The following is a 21,477-nucleotide window of genomic DNA, read 5'->3' on the forward strand; positions in this document are numbered from 1 at the left end:
TTCTTACTGAATCGCGGAGACTAAATGCCCTGCCGTTATTCCATTCGGGTCGGGCGCCCGGTTCGCCTGCCGTGCGCTCCCGGTGTCGGATTTTCGCGGCGAGGCGGTCGCATGAACGTTCGAGTCTGCCGCAGTCCGTTTCCCGCTGTTATTCCGCTCCGAAGAGGCGCATGAAATTCCGCACGTAGGCTCTCTTTACTTCCTCCATCGAAAGGACGGCGCGGCCGCTGCCGGCCAGCTCCGCCTCCATGGAGGTAACCCCTTTGTCCGTGAAGCCGCAGGGGTTGATATAGTTGAAATATTTCAGGTCGGTGGTTACGTTCAGCGCGAAACCGTGCATGGTCACGAACCGCGACGCCTTGACGCCGATCGCGCAGATTTTCCGTTCGGGTTTCGTCGCCGCGGCGTCGAGCCATACGCCCGTGGCATGTTCCACGCGCCGGCCTTCGATGCCCCATTCGGCGACGGTCGCGATCACGCTCTCTTCCAGCAGGCGGATATACTCCTTCAGCCCTACGCCATGCCCGCCTATCGACGAGAGGTCCAGTATCGGGTATCCCACTAACTGCCCGTAACCGTGATAGGTGATGTCCCCTCCGCGGTCGATGTGGTAATAGCTCGCCCCGATGCTTTTCAGGAACGTTTCGCTGACCAGTAAATTGTTCGCGCGGCCGCTTTTGCCGAGCGTGTAGACGTGCGGATGCTCGCACAGCATCAGAATGCCCCGCGCCCCGGCCTCCGACGGTTCTCCGGCGGAGGCGAGCAGCCCGGCGAAATGCCGCTGCTGTTCTTCCCACGCCGTACCGTAGTCGATCACGCCCCTGTCGATCACTTCGATCATGACTGCCCCCTTTCTCCGCACGAAAGCGCGGATAACGGCCGTCTCGTCTTGGGCGCGAGCCGGTCGGCCATATAGGAAGAACGTACCAGCGGCCCGCTTTCGGTATGCGCGATGCCGCGCTCTTCGGCGGCCGCTTTGTAGGCCGCGAAAGTATCCGGGTGGATGTATTCGGCTACCGGATAGTGCCGGGGCGTCGGTTGCAGGTATTGTCCGATCGTCATGCGCCGCACGCCGGCCGCCGCCAGGTCGTCGAGGGTGCGGAGCACTTCGTCCCGGGTTTCGCCGAGGCCGACCATCACGGCGCTTTTGGCCAGATACGAATCGTCGTGGCGGTTGCCATGGTCGGTGATGTGCCGCAATACGTTCAGCGAGGTCGCGTAGGATGCCCGCCTGTCCCTGACGGCGGGGGTCAGCCGTTCGACGGTTTCGAGATTGTGGCCCACGATGTCGGCGCCGGCCTCCAGAATGGTGTCCAGCAAGGCGGGATCGCCGCAAAAGTCGGGGATAAGCAGTTCGATGGTGGTTTCGGGATTGAGTTCCCGGATCGCCCGTACGGTCGCCGCCCAGTGGGCGGCCCCGCCGTCCGCGAGGTCGTCGCGGTCTACCGAGGTGACAACGGCGTGCCGTAGTCCCATGAGTCGTACGGAACGGGCGATTTTGACCGGCTCGGCCGGGTCGAGGGGCGCCGGACGCGCCGAAGATTTGGTCGCGCAGAAACGGCAGGCGCGGGTGCACGTGTCGCCCCCGATCATAAAAGTAGCGGTCCCCCTGCTCCAGCATTCGGAGATATTGGGGCAGCGGCCGCTCGCGCAGATCGTATGTAAATCGTGCCGCCGCACCACTGCGGCGACATCGGCATAACGCGGATCGTTATGAAGTTTTACTTTAAGCCATTCCGGTTTGTGCGTGCCGACTTTCTCATGGTTCGAGGGCATTATCGGTTTTCGTTTTTTCTGTTACTTACAAAGTAACGAAAAATCCCGCACATTTCCGAGCCGGCGGAGCGATTTAATCGGGCGGGGCGGGAGTGCGGGAGCCGTAACCGTTTGGAAATACGGCGGCAGGTGTGCGGTGCGGAGCTGCGGTTTTTCCGAAGGCGATGGCCCGGTATGATGCGGTCGTAGTACAGGCGGGGCGGGTTTCCGTCCGCCTGATGCGAATTTCGGTAACCCGGCTATATACTTCGGCCCGCCGAATGTATCCGGCGGGCCGATTTGTCCGCTTGGTTCCGCGGCGGGACGGTTTACAGCCGCCGGGGGCGGCGCGGGCCGAAAAAGCACCGGCTAAAACTGTATATGACGACTTTATCCGCAATCGGGCGATGATCTCCCCGAACGGCCCGGCCGGGAGAACTTGTACCGGTTTTCAGGGGGATAATCCTGTTTTTTCCGTACTTTTGCCTCCGGACGGATGTGCTCCGGCCGGACATATCGGATTATCGAAAGAAGCGTTATGCTTATCCTGTAACTTGGAAACCTGAGAAATTTCGGAGTGAATGCAGGGATGGCATGGTGGTTCTCACGCTATGGCGTGGGCTGCTATTCCTACATCTGTATTCACGGGTTTTCTCAGGACCTCCAAGTTAAGACGTAGCATTGCAGCACCACGCTTCGTAGTTTAAACTCAGATCGGCTTCGGGGTGCTGGGAAGCGGTCAGTTAAGAACAGGAAATATGAAAAAAGTTCTTGTAGTGTTGCTGGCGGCGTTCGTTCTGGCCGCCTGCGAAAAAGAGAAGTCGTCCGACAAAGACATCCGGGTGACGGCGGGGGCTACCAACCAGACGGTTTATGCCGACGAAACCGCGTCGGCGGAAAACCCGCAGGTGAAATTCTCCACCACGGGTCCCTGGCATGCCGAAGTCGAGGATGCGACCGAATCGAAGGCGGCTGCGGCGGCCGATTGGGTGACGCTGAGCCGGACGAGCGGCGATGCGGCCGGCGATTATACGCTGGAGATCACGCTCAGCGTCAATTATACGGGCGCCGACCGGAAGGCGTTGATCCGGATCGTTTGCGGCGAGACTGTCGTGACGATCACGATCGTCCAGAAAGGCGTTACCGAAGCGGGCGAACAGCCGGTGCCCGACCCGAACGTGCCCGGAACGGGGAAAGCCGCCAAGGAAATCATCACTTACGGCTCGGTTCCCGCCGGTACGATCGATACGCACAGCTGGTTCGAGTGCGACGATCAGGGGCGTATCGTCCAGACCTCTTATATGGAGGATGGGGACTCGGAACCGTTCGTCGAACAGAAGCTCGTGTATGAGGCAAACCGGTTGATTCTGACCGCATACGACGAAATGGTGGAGGTCAAACCGGACGGCAGCTCCGAGAGCCATGTCGTGGAATTTGTTTCGCATTACGAAATGGAGGACGGGCGTCTGGTCAAAGGGCTGGAATCCGACGGCGAGCCGAATCGGGATACGTGGACTTATGATGAAGGAGGATATCTGGTCGAATACAAATCGCACGGCTCCTGGGAAGAGGGTATATGCGACCCGGAAGGTAACTGCACGACGGTTACGAAAGATTATTTCACGACCTATGCTTATACGTGGGAAAACGGTTGCCCGGTGACCGTGACCCAGAAAAGCGACAACGAAAAGGACCCGCTCGATCTGACCGCCCGTTGCGAATTCGGGAACCGGGCTTCCGGCATTGCCAATTTCGACCTGTTCACCGCCTTGATCGAAACCGGAGACTGGGGACTGGGTTACAACCTGGCCGGGAAGCGGCCCGCGCGGCTGCCGGAGAAGATCGTGATGACCGACAATAGCGACGGCGAGGTGCAGGAGGCGACGTTCCGTTACGAATTCGACGGCGACGGGGCGGTGACGAAAGTGTACCGGAACCTGAACAATCACGGCGAAGAGCTGATCGTCGAAATCGTTTATTGACCGGTTGGGGCCCAGGCCTCGGTCGGCTGTCATATATGGGAACGGGCGTACCTCGCAAAACAGAGGTGCGCCCGTTTTGCTTTCGGGACGGGGAGGCAGAGGTCAGAACCGCCAGGTAGCGGTGACGAAAAAATTGATGCCTTGCGCGTAGTAGTATTTCGAATCCAGCGGCAGGTAATCCCCGTCCGCATTCCGGCGCAGCCGCGACGATTCGTAGCCGCCCGTGCGGATGTTGCGGCGGTTCAGGACATTGTTGATTCCCGCATAGATGCCTGCCCGTTGTTCGCCGAGGTAGAAAGTTTTGCCGACGAACAGGTCGATCGTCGCGCCTGCCCCGAAGTTCTCCTGATCGAAAAGGATGCGGTAGTCCGTCTTTTCCAAAGCCCGTTCCGTGCGCCGCAGCGGGGTGGGCGCGATGTAGTTGCCCGCGAAACCGTTCAGCGCCGCCGACAGGATCCAGGAACGGGGCGTGTATTCGATCTCCAGCACGCCGATCGTTTGCGGCCCGGTGGCTGTGCGGAGGCTTTTGTAGAACACGGTTTCGGTCTCGGTCTCCGCGCCGGTGCTCTCCTGCAATTCGAGCGCGCGGGGGTTCGAGGTGTAGCGGTTGTCCGACAGCACGCCCGCCGCGCGGAGCCAGAGCTGCCGGCCGAGTTGCACCTCGGCGGAGAGTTCGACGCCCAGATGGCGCGTGTCGATGCCGGACATCAGGTAGTTGCAGAAAAAATGGTTGAGGTCGTCGTAGAAGTCGCGCACCTCCGTCCGGTTGCGCAGCGAGGTTGCGAACGTGCCGAAGTAGGCGCGGAAAAAGGGCGTGCGGTAGTCGATGCGCAGCTCTGCGCCGAGGATGTTTTCGTTTTTCAGGCCGGGCACATAGGCGTTGCGGTATTCCGGCGAGATAAAGGCGTTCTGCGGGGTCGGCGCGAGGCTCTGCGCCGTGAACCGGAAACCGGCCCGGAAGCGGCTGCCCACGTTGTAGCCCGCTCCTCCCTCGACGAGCCATTCGGCCCGTGTCAGCCACGGCGACCAGCCGAACGATTCGCTGCCGGGGAAGTTCTGTTTGTCGTAGTATCCGAAACGGCGGCAGGCCGCCATGCCCAGCGACCCCGCGGCTTCGAAATCCCACTCCCGGTGCCGCTTCGTGAAACGTGTCCAAAGCCGGGGCGCGAGCATCTGAACGGAATATTTGTAGCCGAACGCCTCCCCTTCGCGTACCTGCCGGTTCGGGTGGCGCATATCGCTCTGGGTATTGTTCCGGATGTCTTCCGGATTTTCGGCGAAGACGTCCACGTCGAGCCAGTAATCCGCCCCTAACAGATCGTCCAGTCGCTTGTAGTTGAGGTTTTCCGCGCCGGCCAGTTCGATGCCGCCCCTCAAAAGCGTCTTGTTGTCGGGTCGCCACTCGGCCGCCGACTGGAATGTAAATTCGCGGTAGTCGCGCACGCGGCTCGCCAGAATGTAGTGCGCCCGCGGGGAGTCGTAGCGGTTCCGTTCCGCGAGCGCGGCCCAGTCGATCTGGCGCACGTTTTCGTCCGTCCGCCAAAGTTCGGTTACCCGCTCGCGTATCGCGCTCCCTTCGGGCTGGAAACTCGGCATGTTGCGGTAATAGTCGGGGCGCGGATTCGGGGCGTTCTGCCAGTCGATGCCCGAATAACTTTCGGTGCCGAGCCGGGCCGCGAGGGTGGTGGCGATCCGCAGCCGGTCGCCGGAGGCGTATTCGTGGGTCAGCATCGCGACGGGCTGGCGGGCCTTGCGGACGTTGGCCGACCGCTGTTTGCCGTCCCAGCGTCCCCAGGCGGGGTTGTAGAGGTTGTCGCCGGTCAGGGCGTAGGCTTCGGCGGTCGAGGCGGATGGCAGGGCGCGTTGGGTAGGGGCGTACCAGGCGGTCAGCGCGATACGGTGTTTGCCGCCGCCGAACCGTTTGGAGAGCGAGCCGAAGGCGGCCCAGCTGTCGTTCCACACGCCGTCGATCGAATAGGAGCGGCCCCACGAGCGGCTGGCGAAAAGGGAATAGCCCCAGCCGTTGCGTTCGTTCTCGCCGGAGTTGTAGCCTGCCGTGCCGCGGAGTTTATAGGTGCGGTTCGAGGTCGAGAAAGCGATTTTGCCGCCTTTGGCCTGCTGCCACGGCAGGATCAGGCGGTCTTCGCTGCGTCCGACGGAACCGGGGATGAGCCGGTCGCGGTCGTAAACGGCGGTGCCGACGGCGGTCAGGCCGCTGACGGCGTTCCAGGCGGGAGCGCCGCGGAACCAGTCGGCGAAAGCCACGCCGCCCATGCGGAGGGTGCGGTAACGCCAGTCGTATCCGCGCGGCCGGTAGCGCATGAAACTGAAACCGAAGCCGGTGGCCTGCCCGAAATAGCTGTCGTAGGCGTGCAGGGGGCCGAATCCGAAGGCATCTTCGTCGGCGTCCATCCGCCATGCGGCACGTTCCGCGGCGGGGTCGCTCTGCCGGGACTGGGCGGTCGCTTTGTCGTATAAAGACAGAAAAATGAAGAAAAACGGTATAAAAATACGCATCGACCTTTTCGGGTATAGAAAAGGCACGAGTCTTTCACTATGTCGCTCGTGGGTCCGTCGCTAAACAGAACACCCTAAAACACCCATAGCTCCAGACCCATGCCGTGATTGACATGAGCTGAAGCTCGGTGTTTTGAATGTTCTCTTTCGTTCTGTTAGCGACGGTTTTCGAGCGAGAACTCAGTATATAAGAACGTTGTTTATCGGTTCGGCAAATGCCGGATCGGACCTTCCGGCGACGGGCCGCAGCCTCTCCCCGCGGAGGCCCGCAACAAGTTGCGAACCCCGCAGGCTTCGCCCCGGAAGAATAAATAAGGTATCCGTCGGGGGAGGTAGCGGACGGGCCGCTGACGCGGGGATTCGACAGATCGCTTGTCCGATGACAAAGATAGGGATTTCGGTAAAACGACGGATAAACCCTTTTCCGCGTGTTTTGCGCGGGTAGGTCGTTGTGCCTGAAACTCCGGCTACCGTCCCTGTCCCACGTATCCCTCGTTGTCTATATACCAGGATGTGCCGTCGAAGCCCGGCGCGACGATGCGGTAGGCATCGCCGGCGGCATGGACTGCCGGGTCGAATGCCAGCCCTTTCACCCGGATTTCCGACGCTTTCAGCTCTTCCGGCGTGGCGGCCCAGCGTCCGTTGGCCCCGCGGAACTCCCGCTGGCGGAAATAGAGCTGCCGGAGCGCCCATTTCACCTCTTCGTTCGGGTTCCATACGAACGGCGCGGTGCCTTTGCCCGCCGTGATGTCCGAGAATTGCAGGAAACCCCAGTATTCCGGTTCGTGGATGCTGATCTTACCGCTCGGCGCCCATACCCAGTTGTCTTCGGGCGTTTGGGGTTTCTTCGCGTATCGGCCGTCTTTGACGTCCAACTGCCACTGCACGCGCGAGAAGTTCAGCCGCCACTGTTCGCCGTCCTCGATTTCGCGTTTGCCGTATTGCACCTCCAGCAGGGTCGAGAGCGGAATGGCCATCTCGAACGTCCATTTGTCGTCCGTGTCCGACGGGTCGTTCAGCGTGCCGTAGAGTTTCACGGCCGAACGCATGCCGTTCATGTTCCAGGCGTTGAGCGGAGCGCCGCCGTCGCGGTAGGGGCGGGTCAGCATCAGGTCCCATTCGGTGCCGAGGGCATTGACCTCGAACTCCATATAGTGGTGGGTGCTTCCGGTCACGTCGAGGAAGACTTCGAAGTCGTTGTCCTGGAAAATCACCGATTCGCGTTCGGTGAGGGTGGCCCATAGGTGGGGTTCGATCATTTCGGCGGCGATGTAGAGGTTCCGGTCGTCCCACATCAGTTTGGCGCGGCAGCGGTGGCGGGGCGTGACGGGGCGGTTTTTGCCCTGAATGTCCACGAAGTCCGAAGTCCACGGTACGTCGGCCCATTCCGGGGTGTCGATGTTCCCGTCGATGACGACGGCCTGCGGGGCGCGGTAGCAGACGTAATGGGGCGGTTGGAATTCATACGGAACGCTGAATTCGACGTTTTTCTGTGCGAAGAGCGCTGCGGGTCCCATAAGCAGGGCGGCGCTGAGAATGAGTGCTTTTTTCACGAGGGGTCGGTTTGGTTTGTATCTCTTTTCAAGGGGGTGCCTGTTTGGGGTTTCGGCTCGCGCCGTCCCCCGGCGGCTTTGCCGTCCGGCGCAGAGCCGGCCGCTGTCGCGGCGATGGGTCTCTTTTACCGGACTTTTTGCAGCACGGCGTCGGTGATATTCCCCAGGTTGCCCTGCCAGTACAGTTCTCCTTTGGAATCGACCAGGATCGTATAGGGCAGGAAACGCACGTTGAATGTCCGATAGACTTTTCCGTCCGGGTCGGCGCCGATGTAATACCGGTCGCCGTACGCCTGCCGGAGTTCGTCCGCTGCGGAGCCGGGCCGCGCCACCAGCACTACTACCTGCACGTTGCCGTATTTGCCGCGGATGTCGGCCAGTTTCGGGAAGAAACGAACCGAGGAGGCGTTGTCCGGGTCGTGGAACTCGATCAGCATCGGTGCCGTCTGGCCCGTGCCGGGGCCGCCCGGCATCGTGGTCAGCCACCGCACGTCCCGGAAATCGGGGATGCGCGAACCGATCACTATTTTCTGGGCGAGGGCCGTCCCCGCTATCAGCAGGGCGAGGCTCGATAATAGGAGTTTTTTCATCTTTCTCGGTATTGGGACGCTCCGCTTTCCCGCGCGGGGCGTGCGATGAAACCTGGGAAAAACGGCTATTCCGCCAGTTGCTGCATCTCGATCAGTTTGCGGTAAATTCCTCCGAGGGCCATCAGTTCAGCGTGCGTGCCCTGTTCGGCGATCCGGCCCGCTTCGATCACGATGATCTTGTCCGCATGCTGGATCGTGCTCAGCCGGTGGGCGATCACCAGCGAAGTACGCCCTTTGAGCAGCGACGAAAGGGATTCCTGTACCAGTCGTTCGCTTTCGGTGTCCAGCGCCGAGGTAGCTTCGTCCAGGATCAGGATATCCGGGTTGCGCAGCACGGCCCGCGCGATGGAGAGCCGTTGCCGCTGCCCGCCGGAGAGCTTCATACCCCGGTCGCCGATATTGGTCTGGAAGCCGTGTTCGGTCTCCATGATGAAATCGTAGGCGTTGGCCACTTTCGCCGCTTCCGCGACCTCTTCGGGCGTGGCGGTGTCGTTGCCCATGCGGATGTTCTCTTCGATGGTGTCGTTGAACAGTACCGTCTCCTGCGCTACGATGCCCATATGGGCGCGGACGCTTTCGACCCGGTAGTCCCGCAGGTCGGTGCCGTCCACGAGGATCGCACCGCTGTCGGGGTCGTAAAAACGGGGAATCAGGTCGGAGATGGTCGATTTGCCGCCTCCGGACGGTCCGACGAGCGCGACGGTCTGCCCTTTGGGGATGGTGAACGAGATGCCGCTGAGCACTTGTTTGTCTTCATAGGAGAACGATACGTTCCGGAACTCGATCCCTTCGGCGAACTCGTCCAGGGATTTCGCGTCCGGACGGTCGGTGATGGCCGGCGCCGTGTCCATCATGCCGAGGATGCGTTCCCCGGCGGCGATGCCCTGGTTGATGTTGCCGAAAGCGTCCGCGATGGCCCGTGCCGGGCGGGTTACCTGCGAGAACGCCCCGAGGTAGGCGATGAAGGCCGCTGCCGTCAGTTCGCCGTTCAGGATCATGTTCCCTCCGTAAACGAGGATGAACGAAAGCGAGGCGATACCCAGAAATTCGCTCATCGGGGAGGCGAGCTGCTGCCGCCGGGCGATGGCGCGCATGATGTCGGAGTAGCGGCCGTCCAGTCGGCGGAATTTCCGTTCGATGTAGTCGGTGGCGTTGTATCCCTTGACGGTCTTGATCGCGCCGAGGGATTCGTCCAGCAGGCTGACCATTTCGCCGAACGCCTCCTGCCCTTCGGTGGCCGAACGGCGCAGCTTTTTGACGATGTACCCGATGCAGAGCGCGATGACGGGCAGCACGGCCAGCGTGAACAGGGTCAGGTGGAACGAGATGCCGATCAGCAGCACGAAATAACCGATCAGCAGGAACGGTTCCTTGAAAAAGATCTGGAAAGTGCTGGTGATGCAGAACTGGACGACCTGTACGTCGGAGGTGATCTTGGAGATGATGTCGCCTTTGCGTTCGTTGCTGAAATAGCCCACCTGGAGCCGTGCCACGCGGTCGAACATCGTGTCGCGGATCTGCTGGAGGGTGTGGATACGCAGGTTTTCGAGGGTGCGCTGGGCGAAATAGCGGAACAGGTTGCTCAGGAATACGATCACGACGGTCAGTATCGCCAGCATGAAGAGCATGTCCTTGATGGTGTAGCCGGCGCCGGCCACCCGGTAAAGCCCGTAGTTCATCACGGCTTTGGCGTATTCGGTGCTGATCTCGAACGGGGGCATGGCGGTGACGGCTTCCATCATCGAGTTGGCGTCGAACATGGTCTGGATGATGGGGATCAGCATGGCGAAGGTCATCGTGTTGAAGACCGTGTGCAGGATGATGCAGATGAAGTATGGAACGGCGTAACGGCCGTAGGGCCGTCCGAACCGGAGGATGCGGAAGTAGGTGTTCATGCGGGTAAAGGTAATGCTTTTTCCCGTATCCGCGTGTCTGCGGGGCGGGAGCGGACACGCGTGCGTCCGTCCGGCGGGGTGGGAGGGCCGCTATTGGGGGTCGGCTTCGGCGATGATATGGACGGCGGGGAACCGTTTGCGTATCCGGGCGAGTATCTCCAGCAGGATCGTTTTGGCGCGGGCCACGGGCCGCTGCCGCTCGATGCGCAGCAGGAGGTGGAGGATAAAAAGGTTCTGCACGCGGTCTACCTGCGGTTCGAACGGGGGAGAAACCCGCCGTCCGAACCGCTCGCGGAGCAGGGCTTCGCATGCCTGCGCCGCGGCGGTGGTCTGCGTTTTGTCGGGGTGCCGGAAGGTGAGGCGGAGCATCCGCACGTAAGGCGGGTAGAGCAGTCCCTGCCGTTCTTCCAGTTCGCGGGCGTAGAACCCGGCCGTGTCGTGGTTCGCGACGGCGACCAGCGCAGGATGGAGCCGCTGCGAACTCTGCACGACCAGTTCGCCGCTGCCGTCGGCGGGCAGCAGAGTTTTCAGTTGCATCAATAACTGGAAGGCCCGTTCGGCGGCCCGGAAGTCGGGATGGGCCAGCATGTTGTCGGCGTTGATGACGCCTACCAGTCCGATCCGGTCGCCGGCCTGAGCCGTTCGGGCCACCATCCGTGTACCAACCAGGATGCCCGTTTCCCCTTCGACCAGGTCGGTCAGGATGCGTCCCACGGCCCCTGCGTTTCTGGCGGTATCGGTATCCATGCGGGCGATTTTCGTATCGGGGAAGAGTTCGGCGGCGCACTCTTCGATCCGTTCCGTCCCGATGCCGCGCGGCACCAGCGCGTGCATGCCGCACGAGGTACAGGTGGACGAGTAGGGCCGCGACCACCCGCAGTAGTGGCACACCAGTGCCGAGGTCTCTTTGTGGTAGGTGAGCGTGACGTTGCAGTGCGGGCAGGTCGGCGTGGCTCCGCAGTTGGCGCATTCGACGTAGGGCGCGAATCCGCGGCGGTTCTGGAACAGGACGACCTGGCGGCCCTGGTCCAGCGTCCGGCCGATCCGTTTGCGGAGGTAGGTGGACAGGAGTCCTTTGCCGCGTTCCAGTATGGTGACTTCGGGGAGGATGTCTCCGGTCGCTGCGGGGATGGATACGGCTCCGTATTTTCCGTTTCCGGCGGCGTTGAGCCAGCTTTCGGCCGAGGGGGTCGGGCTGGCGAGCAGGGTCTTCGCTCCGTGCAGGCTGGCGAGCACGAGGGCGGTGTCGCGGGCGTGGTAGCGGGGAGCGGGATCGTTTTGCCGGTAGTTGGGGTCGTGTTCGTTATCGACGATGACCAGCCCCAGCTGCCGGAAAGGCAGGAAAAGGGCGGAACGGGTACCGACGACGAGGCCGACGCTGCCGGGCTGTTCGATCATCCGTTGGTAGGCCGCGCTGCGGGCGCGGTCGGTGAGCCGGGAGTGGTAGAACAGGCACCGGGGGCCGAATGCGGCCTGGAGGGCGTTGGTGATCCGGGCGGTCAGCACGGTGTCGGGCAGCAGCAGGAGCGTCTGCCGTCCGCGGGCGATCTCTTGTGCGGCGAGCGATATGTAAACGGAGAGGGCGGTGTTCCGGGTGTCGGCGATTTCGCCGCTGAGCAGTACGGTGGCATGTCCGGCGAAGGCGGCGGTGATCTGCGCGGCGTATGGCGGGGTGTCTGCGGGAAGTTCGGGCACAGGCGGGGAGGAGGGGTGTCCGTCGTGCGCGGAGGGGATGATTTCCTGCTGTTCGAGGATGCCGCGTTCGACGAGCCGCAGGATGGCTGTCGCGGGTATGTCTTCGGTGATGTCCGAACGCGGCACCCACAATGCGGCGGGGTCGTCGGGAGCGAGCTGCGGCTCTCCGTCCGGGGCGCAGGGCAGGAACGATAGGTAGGCCAGCAGGGCTTTGCATTGGGTCTTCGCCCGCCGGATATTTTCGAGGAGTTCGGCGATTTTCGCTGAGGAACGGTAATCGGGGGCGAGCCGCACGTGCAGCTGGGCGGAGGGTCGGTAGCTGCCGTTCCGTATGCCGGCGGGCAGGGCGGCTTTCATCGTTTCTCCGGGGGTGCACAGGTAGTAGGCGGCGATCCATTCCCACAGACGCAGTTGTTCGGGCCGTACGAAGGGTTGTGTGTCGAGGATTTCGAATATCGTTTTCGGGCCGTTTTTCGATGTCGGAGGGGTGCGGTGCAGTTCCAGTACGATGCCTTCGCATATTTTGCTTTTGCCGAGCGGTACGCGCACGCGCATGCCCGGGCTGATCGCTGCCCCGTCGGGTACGGCGTAGGTGAAGGGGCGCGGAACGGCTACCGGTAACAAAATATCGGCGAAAGTCATGGTCTTTTTTATCGGTTCGTTTATTCACACATCGATGTTCGAGTGTATCGTTCTCTTTAATGTCGCTACGCTTGTTTTGCCTGGCGGCGTCCTCCCGCTGCCTCGCCAGAGATCGCTTGCGGGATATGAACTCGCCATGCCGTTCGGTTCGTCAGAAAAAGAACGGGTTCCTCTAACCCAAGTACGGAATAAACGGACGGTTTTATTTTAGACATATGTTTTTGAGGTCGTTCCAGAATTCCGGATACGACTTATTCACTGCTTCCGCCCCGTCAATGACCACCGCCCTGTCCGCGCGGAGCGCCGCCACCGCCGTTGCCATCGCGATCCGATGGTCGTTATGGCTGTCCAGCGAAGTATCGCGGACCCTCAGTTTCCCGTCCGGGGCCGTCAATCCCCGTACCGCCATCACATCCGCCTGCGAGAGATCGACCTCCACCCCCAATTTCGCGAATTCCGCCGCAATCGTCGCCGCCCGGTCGCTCTCCTTATGCGTCAGACGCGTCGTCCCTCTGAGCACCGTCGTTCCCCCGCAAAACGCCGCCAGCGCCGCCAGCGCAGGAAACAAATCCGGACAGTCCGTCGCATCGAATTCAAAAGCCCTCAATACCTCCGTACGGCGCACCGTCAGCACACGGCCGCAAAAGTCCATCGGCACCCCCGCCCGCGTCAGCGCTTCGACGATCGCCCGGTCCGCCTGCAACGACCCCGGATTCAGATTATCCACCGTCACTCCCTCCCCGCCCGGCAACGAAGCCACGGCCCCCGCCACCAACAGACACGACGCACCGCTCCAGTCCCCCTCGATATTATAAACCGCCGCCCGGTAACGCTGCCGCCCCGGTATCACGAACTCCGTATAATCCGCCGCATGCGCCGCAGAAATCCCGAACGCATGCAACACCTCCAGGGTCATCGCCAGATACGGCACGCTTTTCGGACGGCGCACCGCCAGGTGCGTATCCTCCGCCGACAGCGGCGAAGCCATCAGCAGACCCGTAATGAACTGCGAACTGAGCGACCCGTCCACTTCGACCGTTCCTCCCCGCAGCGGACCGCTCACCGTCAGCGGCAGGAACCCGTCGCCGGAAAAAGAGACGGAGGCCCCCAACCTGCGGAGCGGTTCCGCCATGGCGGACGCCACGGGACGTTTCAGAATCGAACCGTGTCCCGTAACCGTTACCGGTTCCGGACTCTGCGCGGCGAGCGGCGTGAACAGACGGGCAGACAACCCCGATTCGCCGATGTTCAACTCCTGCGGCCGCCGCCTCAGGAACCCGCCTTCGACATAATAAGTCCCCCGATTTTCCCCGTACCGGATCTCCGCCCCCAGTCGCCGGACCGCATCCAGCGCTGCCGAAGTGTCGTTGCAAAGCCCCATGTTCCGCAACTCGCTCCACCCTGCCGGATTGTCCGATACGGGCACGAGCAGGGCAGCCGCCAAGGCCCGCTGGGCGTAGCTCTTCGAGGCCGGAGCCACGATCCGACCCTGCACGGCCGAAGGATATACAGTCTCTTTCATTTCGATACGTTACTTTTTCGTCTGAATAAAATCCGCCGCCGCCTTCGCGACCGCTGCGCCGTCCACCGCCGCCGAAACGATACCCCCGGCATACCCGGCTCCCTCGCCCGCCGGAAAAAGCCCGATCACCTGCGGGTGCATATAATCTTCCCTGCCGCGCGGAATCCGGACCGGAGACGAAGTGCGCGATTCGATACCGATCACCTGCGCTTCGGCGGTCAAAAAACCGCGCATCTTCTTGTCGAATTCCCTGAACCCCGCCCGCAGGGCTTGCGCGATGAACCGGGGCATCCATTTGTCCATATCGCTGGCCACGACGCCCGGATGGTAGGACGCAGGCAATACCTCCCCGCACCGGCTCCCTTTCACGAAAGCGTCCAGCCGCTGGGCAGGAGCCACTTGCGCCCCGCCCCCCTGCGCATAACCCATCTTTTCCAGCTGCTGCTGGAAACGCATCCCGGCCAACGGCCCGAAATGCGGCACCAGGTCGGCATAATCTTCCGGCAGGATCTGCGTCACGATTCCCGAATTGGCGAACACGTTGTTCCGTCCGGAAGGCGACATGCCGTTCACCACGCACTCTCCGTTTTCGGTCAGCGCCGGAACGATGAACCCGCCCGGACACATGCAGAAGCTGTACACGCCCCGCGTTTTCGGCGCTCCCGCTCCCGACAGGCCCGACGGCACCTGGGCCACCAGGCTGTAAGCGGCGGCGGGCAGGCAGGGGTCGGCCGTTTTGTACTGGATCCGGTCGATCAGCTCCTGCCGGTGCTCGACACGTACGCCCATGGCGAACGGTTTCGCTTCGATCAGTATCCCTTTACGGTAGAGCAGTTCGTAGATGTCCCGCGCCGAATGGCCGGTCGCCAGAATCACGGCCTGCGCCTCGATCCGTTCGCCGTCCTGCGTCACGACGCCCCGCACGCCGGATTGATCGGAGGCCAACAGGAGATCCGTCACGCGGCTGTCGAACCGGATAACGCCTCCCGCCGTCCGGACGGTTTCCCGGATCGCGGCGATGACGCGCGGCAGGCGGTCGGTGCCGATATGCGGATGCGCATCGTAGAGGATGGATTCGTCCGCCCCGTGGAAATGGAGAATTTCCAGCGATTTCCGGAAATTCCCGCGTTTTTTCGAACGGGTATAGAGTTTTCCGTCCGAGTAGGTCCCGGCCCCGCCTTCGCCGAACGCATAGTTGGAATCGGGATTCACCGGCTCGTTCCGCTGGATGGCCGCGATATCGGCTTTTCGTTTGGAAACGTCTTTCCCGCGTTCGAGAATCACGGGCCGGAATCCCCTTTCGATCAGTTCCAGTGCGGCGAACAACCCTGCCGGCCCCGCTCCTACGATCACGACCTGACGCGACGCGGACACGTTCGACACGTCGCCCCACTCGAAATGTACCGGGTCGGGCCGTCCTTCCCGGTCGAGCCACAGTTCGACGGCCATATTGACGCGGACTCCCCGGATGCCCGACGTATGCCGCCGCGCGTCGATCGACCGCCGCACGACGCGGCAAAAAGCCACTTCGTCGGGTGACGACACGCCTGCGGCTTTCATTGCGGCGGCGGTATAAGAGGCGCTGTCGGCGGCCTCTTTCGGGGTCAGTACGATTTCGACGGTTTTCGGCATCGCGATGATTTTTCTTTATGATATAATCCGATTCCCGTTCAGGACCGGCTCCCCCCAGAGAGAGGTAAGGTTCGTACTAATTGGGGTTACAATCTGTTCGTTAATTAACGGTACGGTTAATTGCCATGCTTCCCCTTAGTCAGGCCGGAGCCACCCCCGGCGTAGGCCTGCAAGCAGTCCACGCTGGCTCCGGCCTTGAAATTAATTGTACGATTTTTATTTATGCGATTCATAAGAATCGCCGGCTTTCGCGCCCAAGCCGCTTTGCGGCTTCGGGGGGTGGGCGCAAAGCCGATATTATGGTATTAAACCGTAGGGTTTACATAAGTACTTTTACCGGCTTCTTACATTGGTATCGAAGTACGGGTAAAGGCTGCTGCCCCGGGAATGTGCGATTTCCCAATCCGACGGGAGTCGGGAGCGGGGAATCGCATTCCCGGCGACTTCTTTGCTTACTTTTTTGGTCGCGCAACCGACGCAGCAGCCGAGAGCCATCGGGCTCGCACGAATGGCCGAGGCGCGAGGAAGTGCGAGGAAGCCACAGGCAAACCGTAGGTAAAAAAGTAAGTGCCTCCGCGGCATGAGCGGGCGAAGAAAAAACAAACGCCCGTCGGCGACAGACAGTACATTAAACCTACAATTCTTTCTAAGGTTGGACGTCCGGGAGCGGTCGCGGTTTAGGGTAGTTGCAACCCGGCTGGAGTGCCTCGCGACACCGCGCCTCCCGAGGGGGAGGCGTCCGGTCCGCCCGCTGCGCGGGAACTTAATTTCAACCGTATAATTAGTTACAAAAGTCAGGCAGCCGGAAGCGACCGCCGCTTAGAGTAACTACACCGCCCGGCTCGTGTGCCGGGCGGTACCGCTCCTCCTGCGATTCCCCCTGCCTTCCCGCCGGGCATGCGCAAGACGACAGTACCTATTTTTTCGCCCCCCGGGCAACGCCCCTACGGAACGTACGCTTCGGAGCCGTGCCCTCTCCCGCCGTCTGTTGCTCGGCGATCAACGCCCGGAGTTCCTCCAAGGTCAGCGACGCCGCCTCCCGTTTGGCCAGAAGCGTCTTCGGAATCTTATAGTTCGTCCCGCCATGCGCGATATACGGCCCCCAACGCCCGTTGAGCACCTGTATGTCCTCCGCCTCGTAGACCCGGATCACCCGGTTGCGCTCCGCCTCGCGTTTCTCCTCGATCAACTGCACGGCTCGCTCCAACGTCACCGTATAAGGATCGTCCCCCTCGCGCACTTTCAGCGAAACGAATTTTCCGTCGTGTTTGACATAAGGCCCGAAACGCCCCACGGCCGCCGTTACGGTTTTTCCTTCGTACTCGCCCAGCTCCCGCGGCAGTTCGAACAGGGCCAGCGCCTCCTCCAGCGTAATGGTCGCCACCATCTGCCCCTTCAGCAACGAAGCGTATCTCGGTTTTTCGTCTTCCGACGGCTCGGAAGACTCCTTAGCCTTGGATGCTGCGGCAGGCGTATCCCCCAGCTGCACCATAGGCCCGAATTTTCCGACGCGGGCATAGACGTTTTTCCCCGTCTTCGGATCGACGCCCAGCAGACGCTCCGAGCGGACGTATTCGGTTTCGCCCTCCGCATTGTCTACATGTTCGTGGAACGGCGCATAAAACGCCGCCAGCATCCGGCGCCAGTCCAGGCCGCCTTCGGCGATCTCGTCGAACTCCTTCTCGACCCTGGCCGTAAAGTTGTAATCCAGAATCGCCGCGAAGTGTTCGGCCAGGTAATCCGTCACCAACATGCCGATATCGGTCGGGAAGAGTTTGTTTTTCTCCGCCCCTGTCATCTCGCTTTTCCGGGTCCGTTTGAGGCCCCCCGCTTTCGACAGGGTCAGCACCGTATAGTCCCGTTTCACCCCGTCGCGGTCTTCCTTGACCACGTAGCCCCGGTTGATGATCGTCGAAATGGTCGGCGCATAAGTGGACGGACGGCCGATGCCCAATTCTTCGAGGTGTTTCACCAGGCTGGCCTCCGAATAACGGGGCGGCCGTTGGGCGAACCGCTGCGTGGCGACCGTCTGCCCGCGCGTCAAGACCGTTCCTTCCGTCATAGCCGGAAGCAGGCCGTCTCCGCTACCGTCCGTTTTCGCCGCCGAAACCTCGTCGTCGCGCGACTCCATATAGAGCCTCAGGAACCCGTCGAAGGTGATGACTTCGCCCGAAGCGGCGAATTTTTCGGACCGGTTCGAAACGACGATCTGCGCCGTGGTCTTTTCCAGCTCCGCATCGGCCATCTGACTGGCTACCGTCCGTTTCCAGATCAGGTCGTAGAGCCGTCTCTCCTGCGCCGTGGTTCCCGCCTCGCGCCGGTCGATATCGGTCGGCCGTATGGCTTCGTGCGCCTCCTGCGCCCCTTTGCTTTTCGTCGTATATTGACGGGTTTTGTGGTATTTCTCTCCGAACAAGGCCGCCACCGCCTCTTCCGCCGCGCCGATGGCCAGCGACGAAAGGTGTACCGAATCGGTTCGCATATAGGTAATCAGCCCGGCTTCGTACAGACGCTGGGCCACGCTCATGGTCTGGCTCACGGAAAAACCCAGTTTGCGCGCGGCCTCCTGTTGCAGGGTGGAGGTCGTAAAGGGCGCGGCCGGAGTCCGTTTCGATGGTTTCGTTTCGACGCTGCCCACGGTAAAGACGACGCCGGCGGCGGAGATGTCGGCCAGGAACCGGCCGGCCTCTTCCTCGGTTTTGAACCGGGTATTGAGTTCCGCCTTGAAAACGGCTCCGTCGGGCATCGCGAACTCGCCCACGACGCGGTAGTAGTCCGAACCTTCGAAATTCATGATCTCGCGCTCGCGCTCGACGATGAGGCGCACGGTCACCGACTGGACGCGGCCGGCCGAAAGCGACGGCCTTACCTTTCTCCACAGCAGGGGGGAAAGCTCGAAACCGACCAGCCGGTCGAGCACCCGCCTGGCCTGCTGCGCATTGACCAGATTCCGGTCCACCTGCCGGGGGTTCTCCACGGCGTGCAGGATAGCGTTTTGCGTGATTTCGTGGAAAACGATCCGCCGCGTTTTGGAGTCCGGCAGCTGCAAGGCCTCTTTCAGGTGCCAGGCGATGGCCTCCCCTTCGCGGTCTTCATCGGAAGCGAGCCATACGGTCTGCGCCTCTTTCGAGAGTTTCTTCAACTCGCTGACCACTTTCACCTTGTCGGGCGAAATCTCGTACTCCGGTTCGAATCCTTTGGCGATATCGATGCTGAGGCCCTTTTTCTTCAGGTCGCGGATATGGCCGTAACTGGACTTCACGGTATATTTGTCGCCGAGTATCTTTTCTATGGTCTTGGCCTTGGCGGGCGATTCGACGATCACTAAATTTTCCTGCATATTCTCTGAAAAAGTAAAAACCTAAAGGGTACCGGCCTTTAGGTTATATGTGACGGCTCCTGCGAGCATCCGTTTTATTTTATCATCGTATAAGTCAGCACGAGCAGGGGCGGATAAGGCGAATCCGTCCCGTACAGCCAGCACCGGGCGAAATTGTTCCGGTATTCGTAATCGGGCAGCAGCTGCGTGGTATAACGGGTCTCCTTACCGGTCAGCAGGCTCTGCACGTAGGAGGTGATGTCGAACGTATAGGTTCCTTTGGAACGGTTCAGTTCCCCCCCCAGCCACGAAGAGTAGCCGCTGTTGGTGACGGCGTCCATCACCGGATTGTATTCCGACAGAAATTCGTATTTCAGCATGTTATAATACATGCCGAGTGTGGAAAACGATTTGTCGTACTGTTCGACGCCCGAATCGACCATGGTCACCTGTAGCTCGGCCCGGTGCAGGGCGACATGGGAGTAGCCCAGTTCCTCCGCCTTGCGCTTCAACCCGGCGAGCGCGTCCTCGTCTACCCGGAGCAGCCCCATAAGTCCCGCAAGCCCTTGCACGTACATGTACTCGGAGGCCGGGGTATTGTCGTCGATCTTGTCCGCTTTCACGATTTCATCGGGTCTCACCCCGCCTTTCGAGGGATCGGCGTAGGCATAGTCGTGCTCGATGGTCGAGAAGCTGACGTAATCGTAGGTATAGTCGCCGAAAAACAGCATCCGCTGGAAGGTAGTATCGGGTTCTTCCGGCCCTTTGTTGTGATAGAACAGGGACAACATGCTCTGCGACAGGTCGAGCTGGAGCATTTGTCCTTCGCCCGAAGTGACCGGTTCGCGGAATTTGAAGTAGAGGCCGGGGTATTTTCGGTGGAAAGCGGTGTCGTTGTAATAGACGTTCGTCTGGTCCTGCGTATTGTCGAGCAGGCGCTCGGCGAACTCCTGGGGCAATTTCCCGTAAGCGGTGCCGATCCCTTTGTGTTCGAACGAGAAGAGGGGTTCGCTCCCGATGTAGGGGGTCATATCGAAGTTGCTGAAATAGGCGCTGTCCTGGTAAAACCGGACTCCTTCTTTCACCTCGTAGACGTCGATGGTCACGGCTTTGGTCGTATCTCCCATCGCCCCGGAAAACGAGATCGCGTAACGCATGGAGTCGATCACGGGGTCCACGCCGAAATAATGGGAGTGTTCGAAACCGTAAGGGGAGTAGTTGGTGAAAACAGCCACATCGGTACGCCCCACGACGGGGTCGATGTAAGACCCCATGAAGGGCTGGTAAAAGTCCGCGATATTGGTATCCAGCGAATCGAGCGTCGTCACGAAGGTGTAAACGGAGACCGTGGAATCTATCGAGCTGCCCATCTGCTGCGAGGGGGGCACCATTTCGTTCCCGAACAGGTCGTTCCTATCGGTGCACGCCACAGCCGCGCCGCCTGCCAGCAGGCACACGAGCCACTTTCCCGCGATTGCGAGGCAGCGTTTATTTTTCAAGCAATTTGTCATAAAATTCGGCGTAAACATCCTCGTAATTCTCTTGCCCGGCATACGGAAGCACGGGTTTGCCGGACTCTGCGATCCAGCCGGCCAGCGCCGGATCCGTTTTTTCGCTGCCCATGACCACGGCATCGGCGTACTGGACGGCGAATTTCATCAGGTTGATGTAATCCGGCTCGTCAAGCAGGGCGAGGTCGTCTTTCCGGATCCCTTCCTGCACGAGTTTGTCGGACAGGTCGGCGTTCAACCGGCCGGGGAACGGATCGTCGTAAACGGAAACCACGATTTTCAGGTCCCTGAATATCGGATCGTTCCGGAATATTTTTTTCAGATAAACGGGCACGATGGCGGTAAACCAGTCGTGGCAGTGCACGATATTCGGCGCCCAACGCAGCTTCTTGACAGTTTCGAGCACGCCCCGGGCAAAGAATATCGCCCGCTCCTCGTTGTCGTCGAAGTAGGTGCCTTCGGCATCGACCCACGTGGCTTTGCGTTTGAAAAAGTCGTCGTTGTCGATGAAGTACACCTGCACGCGTGCGCTCGGAATGGAGGCGACTTTGATGATGAGCTGATGGTCGGTATCGTCGATAATCAGGTTCATCCCGGACAGGCGGATCACCTCGTGGAGCTGGTTGCGCCGTTCGTTGATGCATCCCCAACGCGGCATGAATATGCGTATCTCGGCCCCTTTTTCCTGCATGGCTTGCGGCAGATAACGGCATAGGGTCGAAATATCGTTCTCCGGCAGGTAGGGCACTACCTCCTGGCAGACGTACAAGATCTTGGCGTTGTTGTTCATCGGTCGTTCTCCTTATCTGTACCTTCCTGTCTTTCCGAGACGGGCACATCTACAAAGATACGCATTTTTCCGTT

Annotated in this window: 13 protein-coding genes; 1 reads left to right on the forward strand and 12 read right to left on the reverse strand. The window is 60.9% G+C overall.

Features of this window, described 5'->3' with window-relative positions; genetic code table 11:
• Positions 1-148: 148 nt before the first annotated feature.
• Together lipB and lipA are read right to left on the reverse strand one after the other, a co-directional pair.
• Positions 149-841: a lipoyl(octanoyl) transferase LipB gene (lipB, locus tag RIKMI_RS0107130; RefSeq protein ID WP_037291667.1), complete on the reverse strand. Its 693-nt coding sequence runs from the start codon at positions 839-841 to the stop codon at positions 149-151.
• The gene (gene lipA / locus RIKMI_RS0107135) at positions 838-1,776 is read right to left on the reverse strand and encodes a lipoyl synthase (RefSeq protein WP_027291039.1); all 939 of its coding nucleotides are present in this window, start codon (positions 1,774-1,776) and stop codon (positions 838-840) included. Before lipA ends, lipB begins: the two co-directional genes overlap by 4 nt.
• 737 nt (positions 1,777-2,513) lie before the next feature.
• Here lipA and RIKMI_RS0107140 point away from each other — a divergent pair.
• Positions 2,514-3,737 (forward strand): BACON domain-containing protein, encoded by a 1,224-nt coding sequence (locus RIKMI_RS0107140; RefSeq protein WP_027291040.1) that lies wholly within the window; start codon positions 2,514-2,516, stop codon positions 3,735-3,737.
• Between the two features lie 102 nt (positions 3,738-3,839).
• Here RIKMI_RS0107140 and RIKMI_RS0107145 read toward each other — a convergent pair whose 3' ends face one another.
• The 10 genes from RIKMI_RS0107145 to RIKMI_RS0107190 all read right to left on the reverse strand — a co-directional run bounded on the left by RIKMI_RS0107145 (position 3,840) and on the right by RIKMI_RS0107190 (position 21,403).
• Entirely contained in the window at positions 3,840-6,254 is a 2,415-nt protein-coding gene (locus RIKMI_RS0107145) for a TonB-dependent receptor (protein ID WP_027291041.1), read from the reverse strand.
• A gap of 467 nt (positions 6,255-6,721) precedes the next feature.
• On the reverse strand, positions 6,722-7,807 hold the full coding sequence (locus RIKMI_RS13355; protein WP_037291669.1) for a carbohydrate-binding family 9-like protein: 1,086 nt from the start codon (positions 7,805-7,807) through the stop codon (positions 6,722-6,724).
• A gap of 125 nt (positions 7,808-7,932) precedes the next feature.
• Positions 7,933-8,397, reverse strand: a complete 465-nt coding sequence (locus tag RIKMI_RS0107155; RefSeq protein ID WP_027291042.1) for a TlpA family protein disulfide reductase — start codon at positions 8,395-8,397, stop codon at positions 7,933-7,935.
• 65 nt (positions 8,398-8,462) lie between these two features.
• Positions 8,463-10,292, reverse strand: a complete 1,830-nt coding sequence (locus RIKMI_RS0107160; protein WP_027291043.1) for an ABC transporter ATP-binding protein — start codon at positions 10,290-10,292, stop codon at positions 8,463-8,465.
• Positions 10,293-10,382: 90 nt separating this feature from the next.
• Positions 10,383-12,629, reverse strand: coding sequence for a replication restart helicase PriA (priA, locus tag RIKMI_RS0107165; protein ID WP_027291044.1), 2,247 nt, complete (start codon positions 12,627-12,629; stop codon positions 10,383-10,385).
• 202 nt (positions 12,630-12,831) lie between these two features.
• Positions 12,832-14,151, reverse strand: a complete 1,320-nt coding sequence (gene aroA / locus RIKMI_RS0107170) for a 3-phosphoshikimate 1-carboxyvinyltransferase (protein WP_027291045.1) — start codon at positions 14,149-14,151, stop codon at positions 12,832-12,834.
• 9 nt (positions 14,152-14,160) lie between these two features.
• Complete coding sequence (locus RIKMI_RS0107175; protein ID WP_027291046.1) at positions 14,161-15,783, reverse strand: NAD(P)/FAD-dependent oxidoreductase; 1,623 nt, start codon at positions 15,781-15,783, stop codon at positions 14,161-14,163.
• Between the two features lie 916 nt (positions 15,784-16,699).
• Positions 16,700-19,123, reverse strand: coding sequence for a type I DNA topoisomerase (gene topA / locus RIKMI_RS0107180; RefSeq protein ID WP_027291047.1), 2,424 nt, complete (start codon positions 19,121-19,123; stop codon positions 16,700-16,702).
• 74 nt (positions 19,124-19,197) lie between these two features.
• Positions 19,198-20,601: a DUF4270 family protein gene (locus tag RIKMI_RS0107185; protein WP_027291048.1), complete on the reverse strand. Its 1,404-nt coding sequence runs from the start codon at positions 20,599-20,601 to the stop codon at positions 19,198-19,200.
• Positions 20,591-21,403: a glycogen/starch synthase gene (locus tag RIKMI_RS0107190; protein ID WP_027291049.1), complete on the reverse strand. Its 813-nt coding sequence runs from the start codon at positions 21,401-21,403 to the stop codon at positions 20,591-20,593. Before RIKMI_RS0107190 ends, RIKMI_RS0107185 begins: the two co-directional genes overlap by 11 nt.
• Positions 21,404-21,477 lie beyond the last annotated feature (74 nt).

It is taken from the genome of Rikenella microfusus DSM 15922 (genome assembly GCF_000427365.1).
Classification (GTDB): domain Bacteria; phylum Bacteroidota; class Bacteroidia; order Bacteroidales; family Rikenellaceae; genus Rikenella; species Rikenella microfusus.

Excerpts from the sequence above, each read along its gene's own strand:
- lipB (WP_037291667.1), bottom strand. The coding sequence starts at position 841 with ATGATCGAAGTGATCGACAGGGGCGTGATCGACTACGGTACGGCGTGG.
- lipA (WP_027291039.1), bottom strand. The coding sequence starts at position 1,776 with ATGCCCTCGAACCATGAGAAAGTCGGCACGCACAAACCGGAATGGCTT.
- RIKMI_RS0107140 (WP_027291040.1), top strand. The coding sequence starts at position 2,514 with ATGAAAAAAGTTCTTGTAGTGTTGCTGGCGGCGTTCGTTCTGGCCGCC.
- RIKMI_RS0107145 (WP_027291041.1), bottom strand. The coding sequence starts at position 6,254 with ATGCGTATTTTTATACCGTTTTTCTTCATTTTTCTGTCTTTATACGAC.
- RIKMI_RS0107155 (WP_027291042.1), bottom strand. The coding sequence starts at position 8,397 with ATGAAAAAACTCCTATTATCGAGCCTCGCCCTGCTGATAGCGGGGACG.
- RIKMI_RS0107160 (WP_027291043.1), bottom strand. The coding sequence starts at position 10,292 with ATGAACACCTACTTCCGCATCCTCCGGTTCGGACGGCCCTACGGCCGT.
- priA (WP_027291044.1), bottom strand. The coding sequence starts at position 12,629 with ATGACTTTCGCCGATATTTTGTTACCGGTAGCCGTTCCGCGCCCCTTC.
- aroA (WP_027291045.1), bottom strand. The coding sequence starts at position 14,151 with ATGAAAGAGACTGTATATCCTTCGGCCGTGCAGGGTCGGATCGTGGCT.
- RIKMI_RS0107175 (WP_027291046.1), bottom strand. The coding sequence starts at position 15,783 with ATGCCGAAAACCGTCGAAATCGTACTGACCCCGAAAGAGGCCGCCGAC.
- topA (WP_027291047.1), bottom strand. The coding sequence starts at position 19,123 with ATGCAGGAAAATTTAGTGATCGTCGAATCGCCCGCCAAGGCCAAGACC.
- RIKMI_RS0107190 (WP_027291049.1), bottom strand. The coding sequence starts at position 21,403 with ATGAACAACAACGCCAAGATCTTGTACGTCTGCCAGGAGGTAGTGCCC.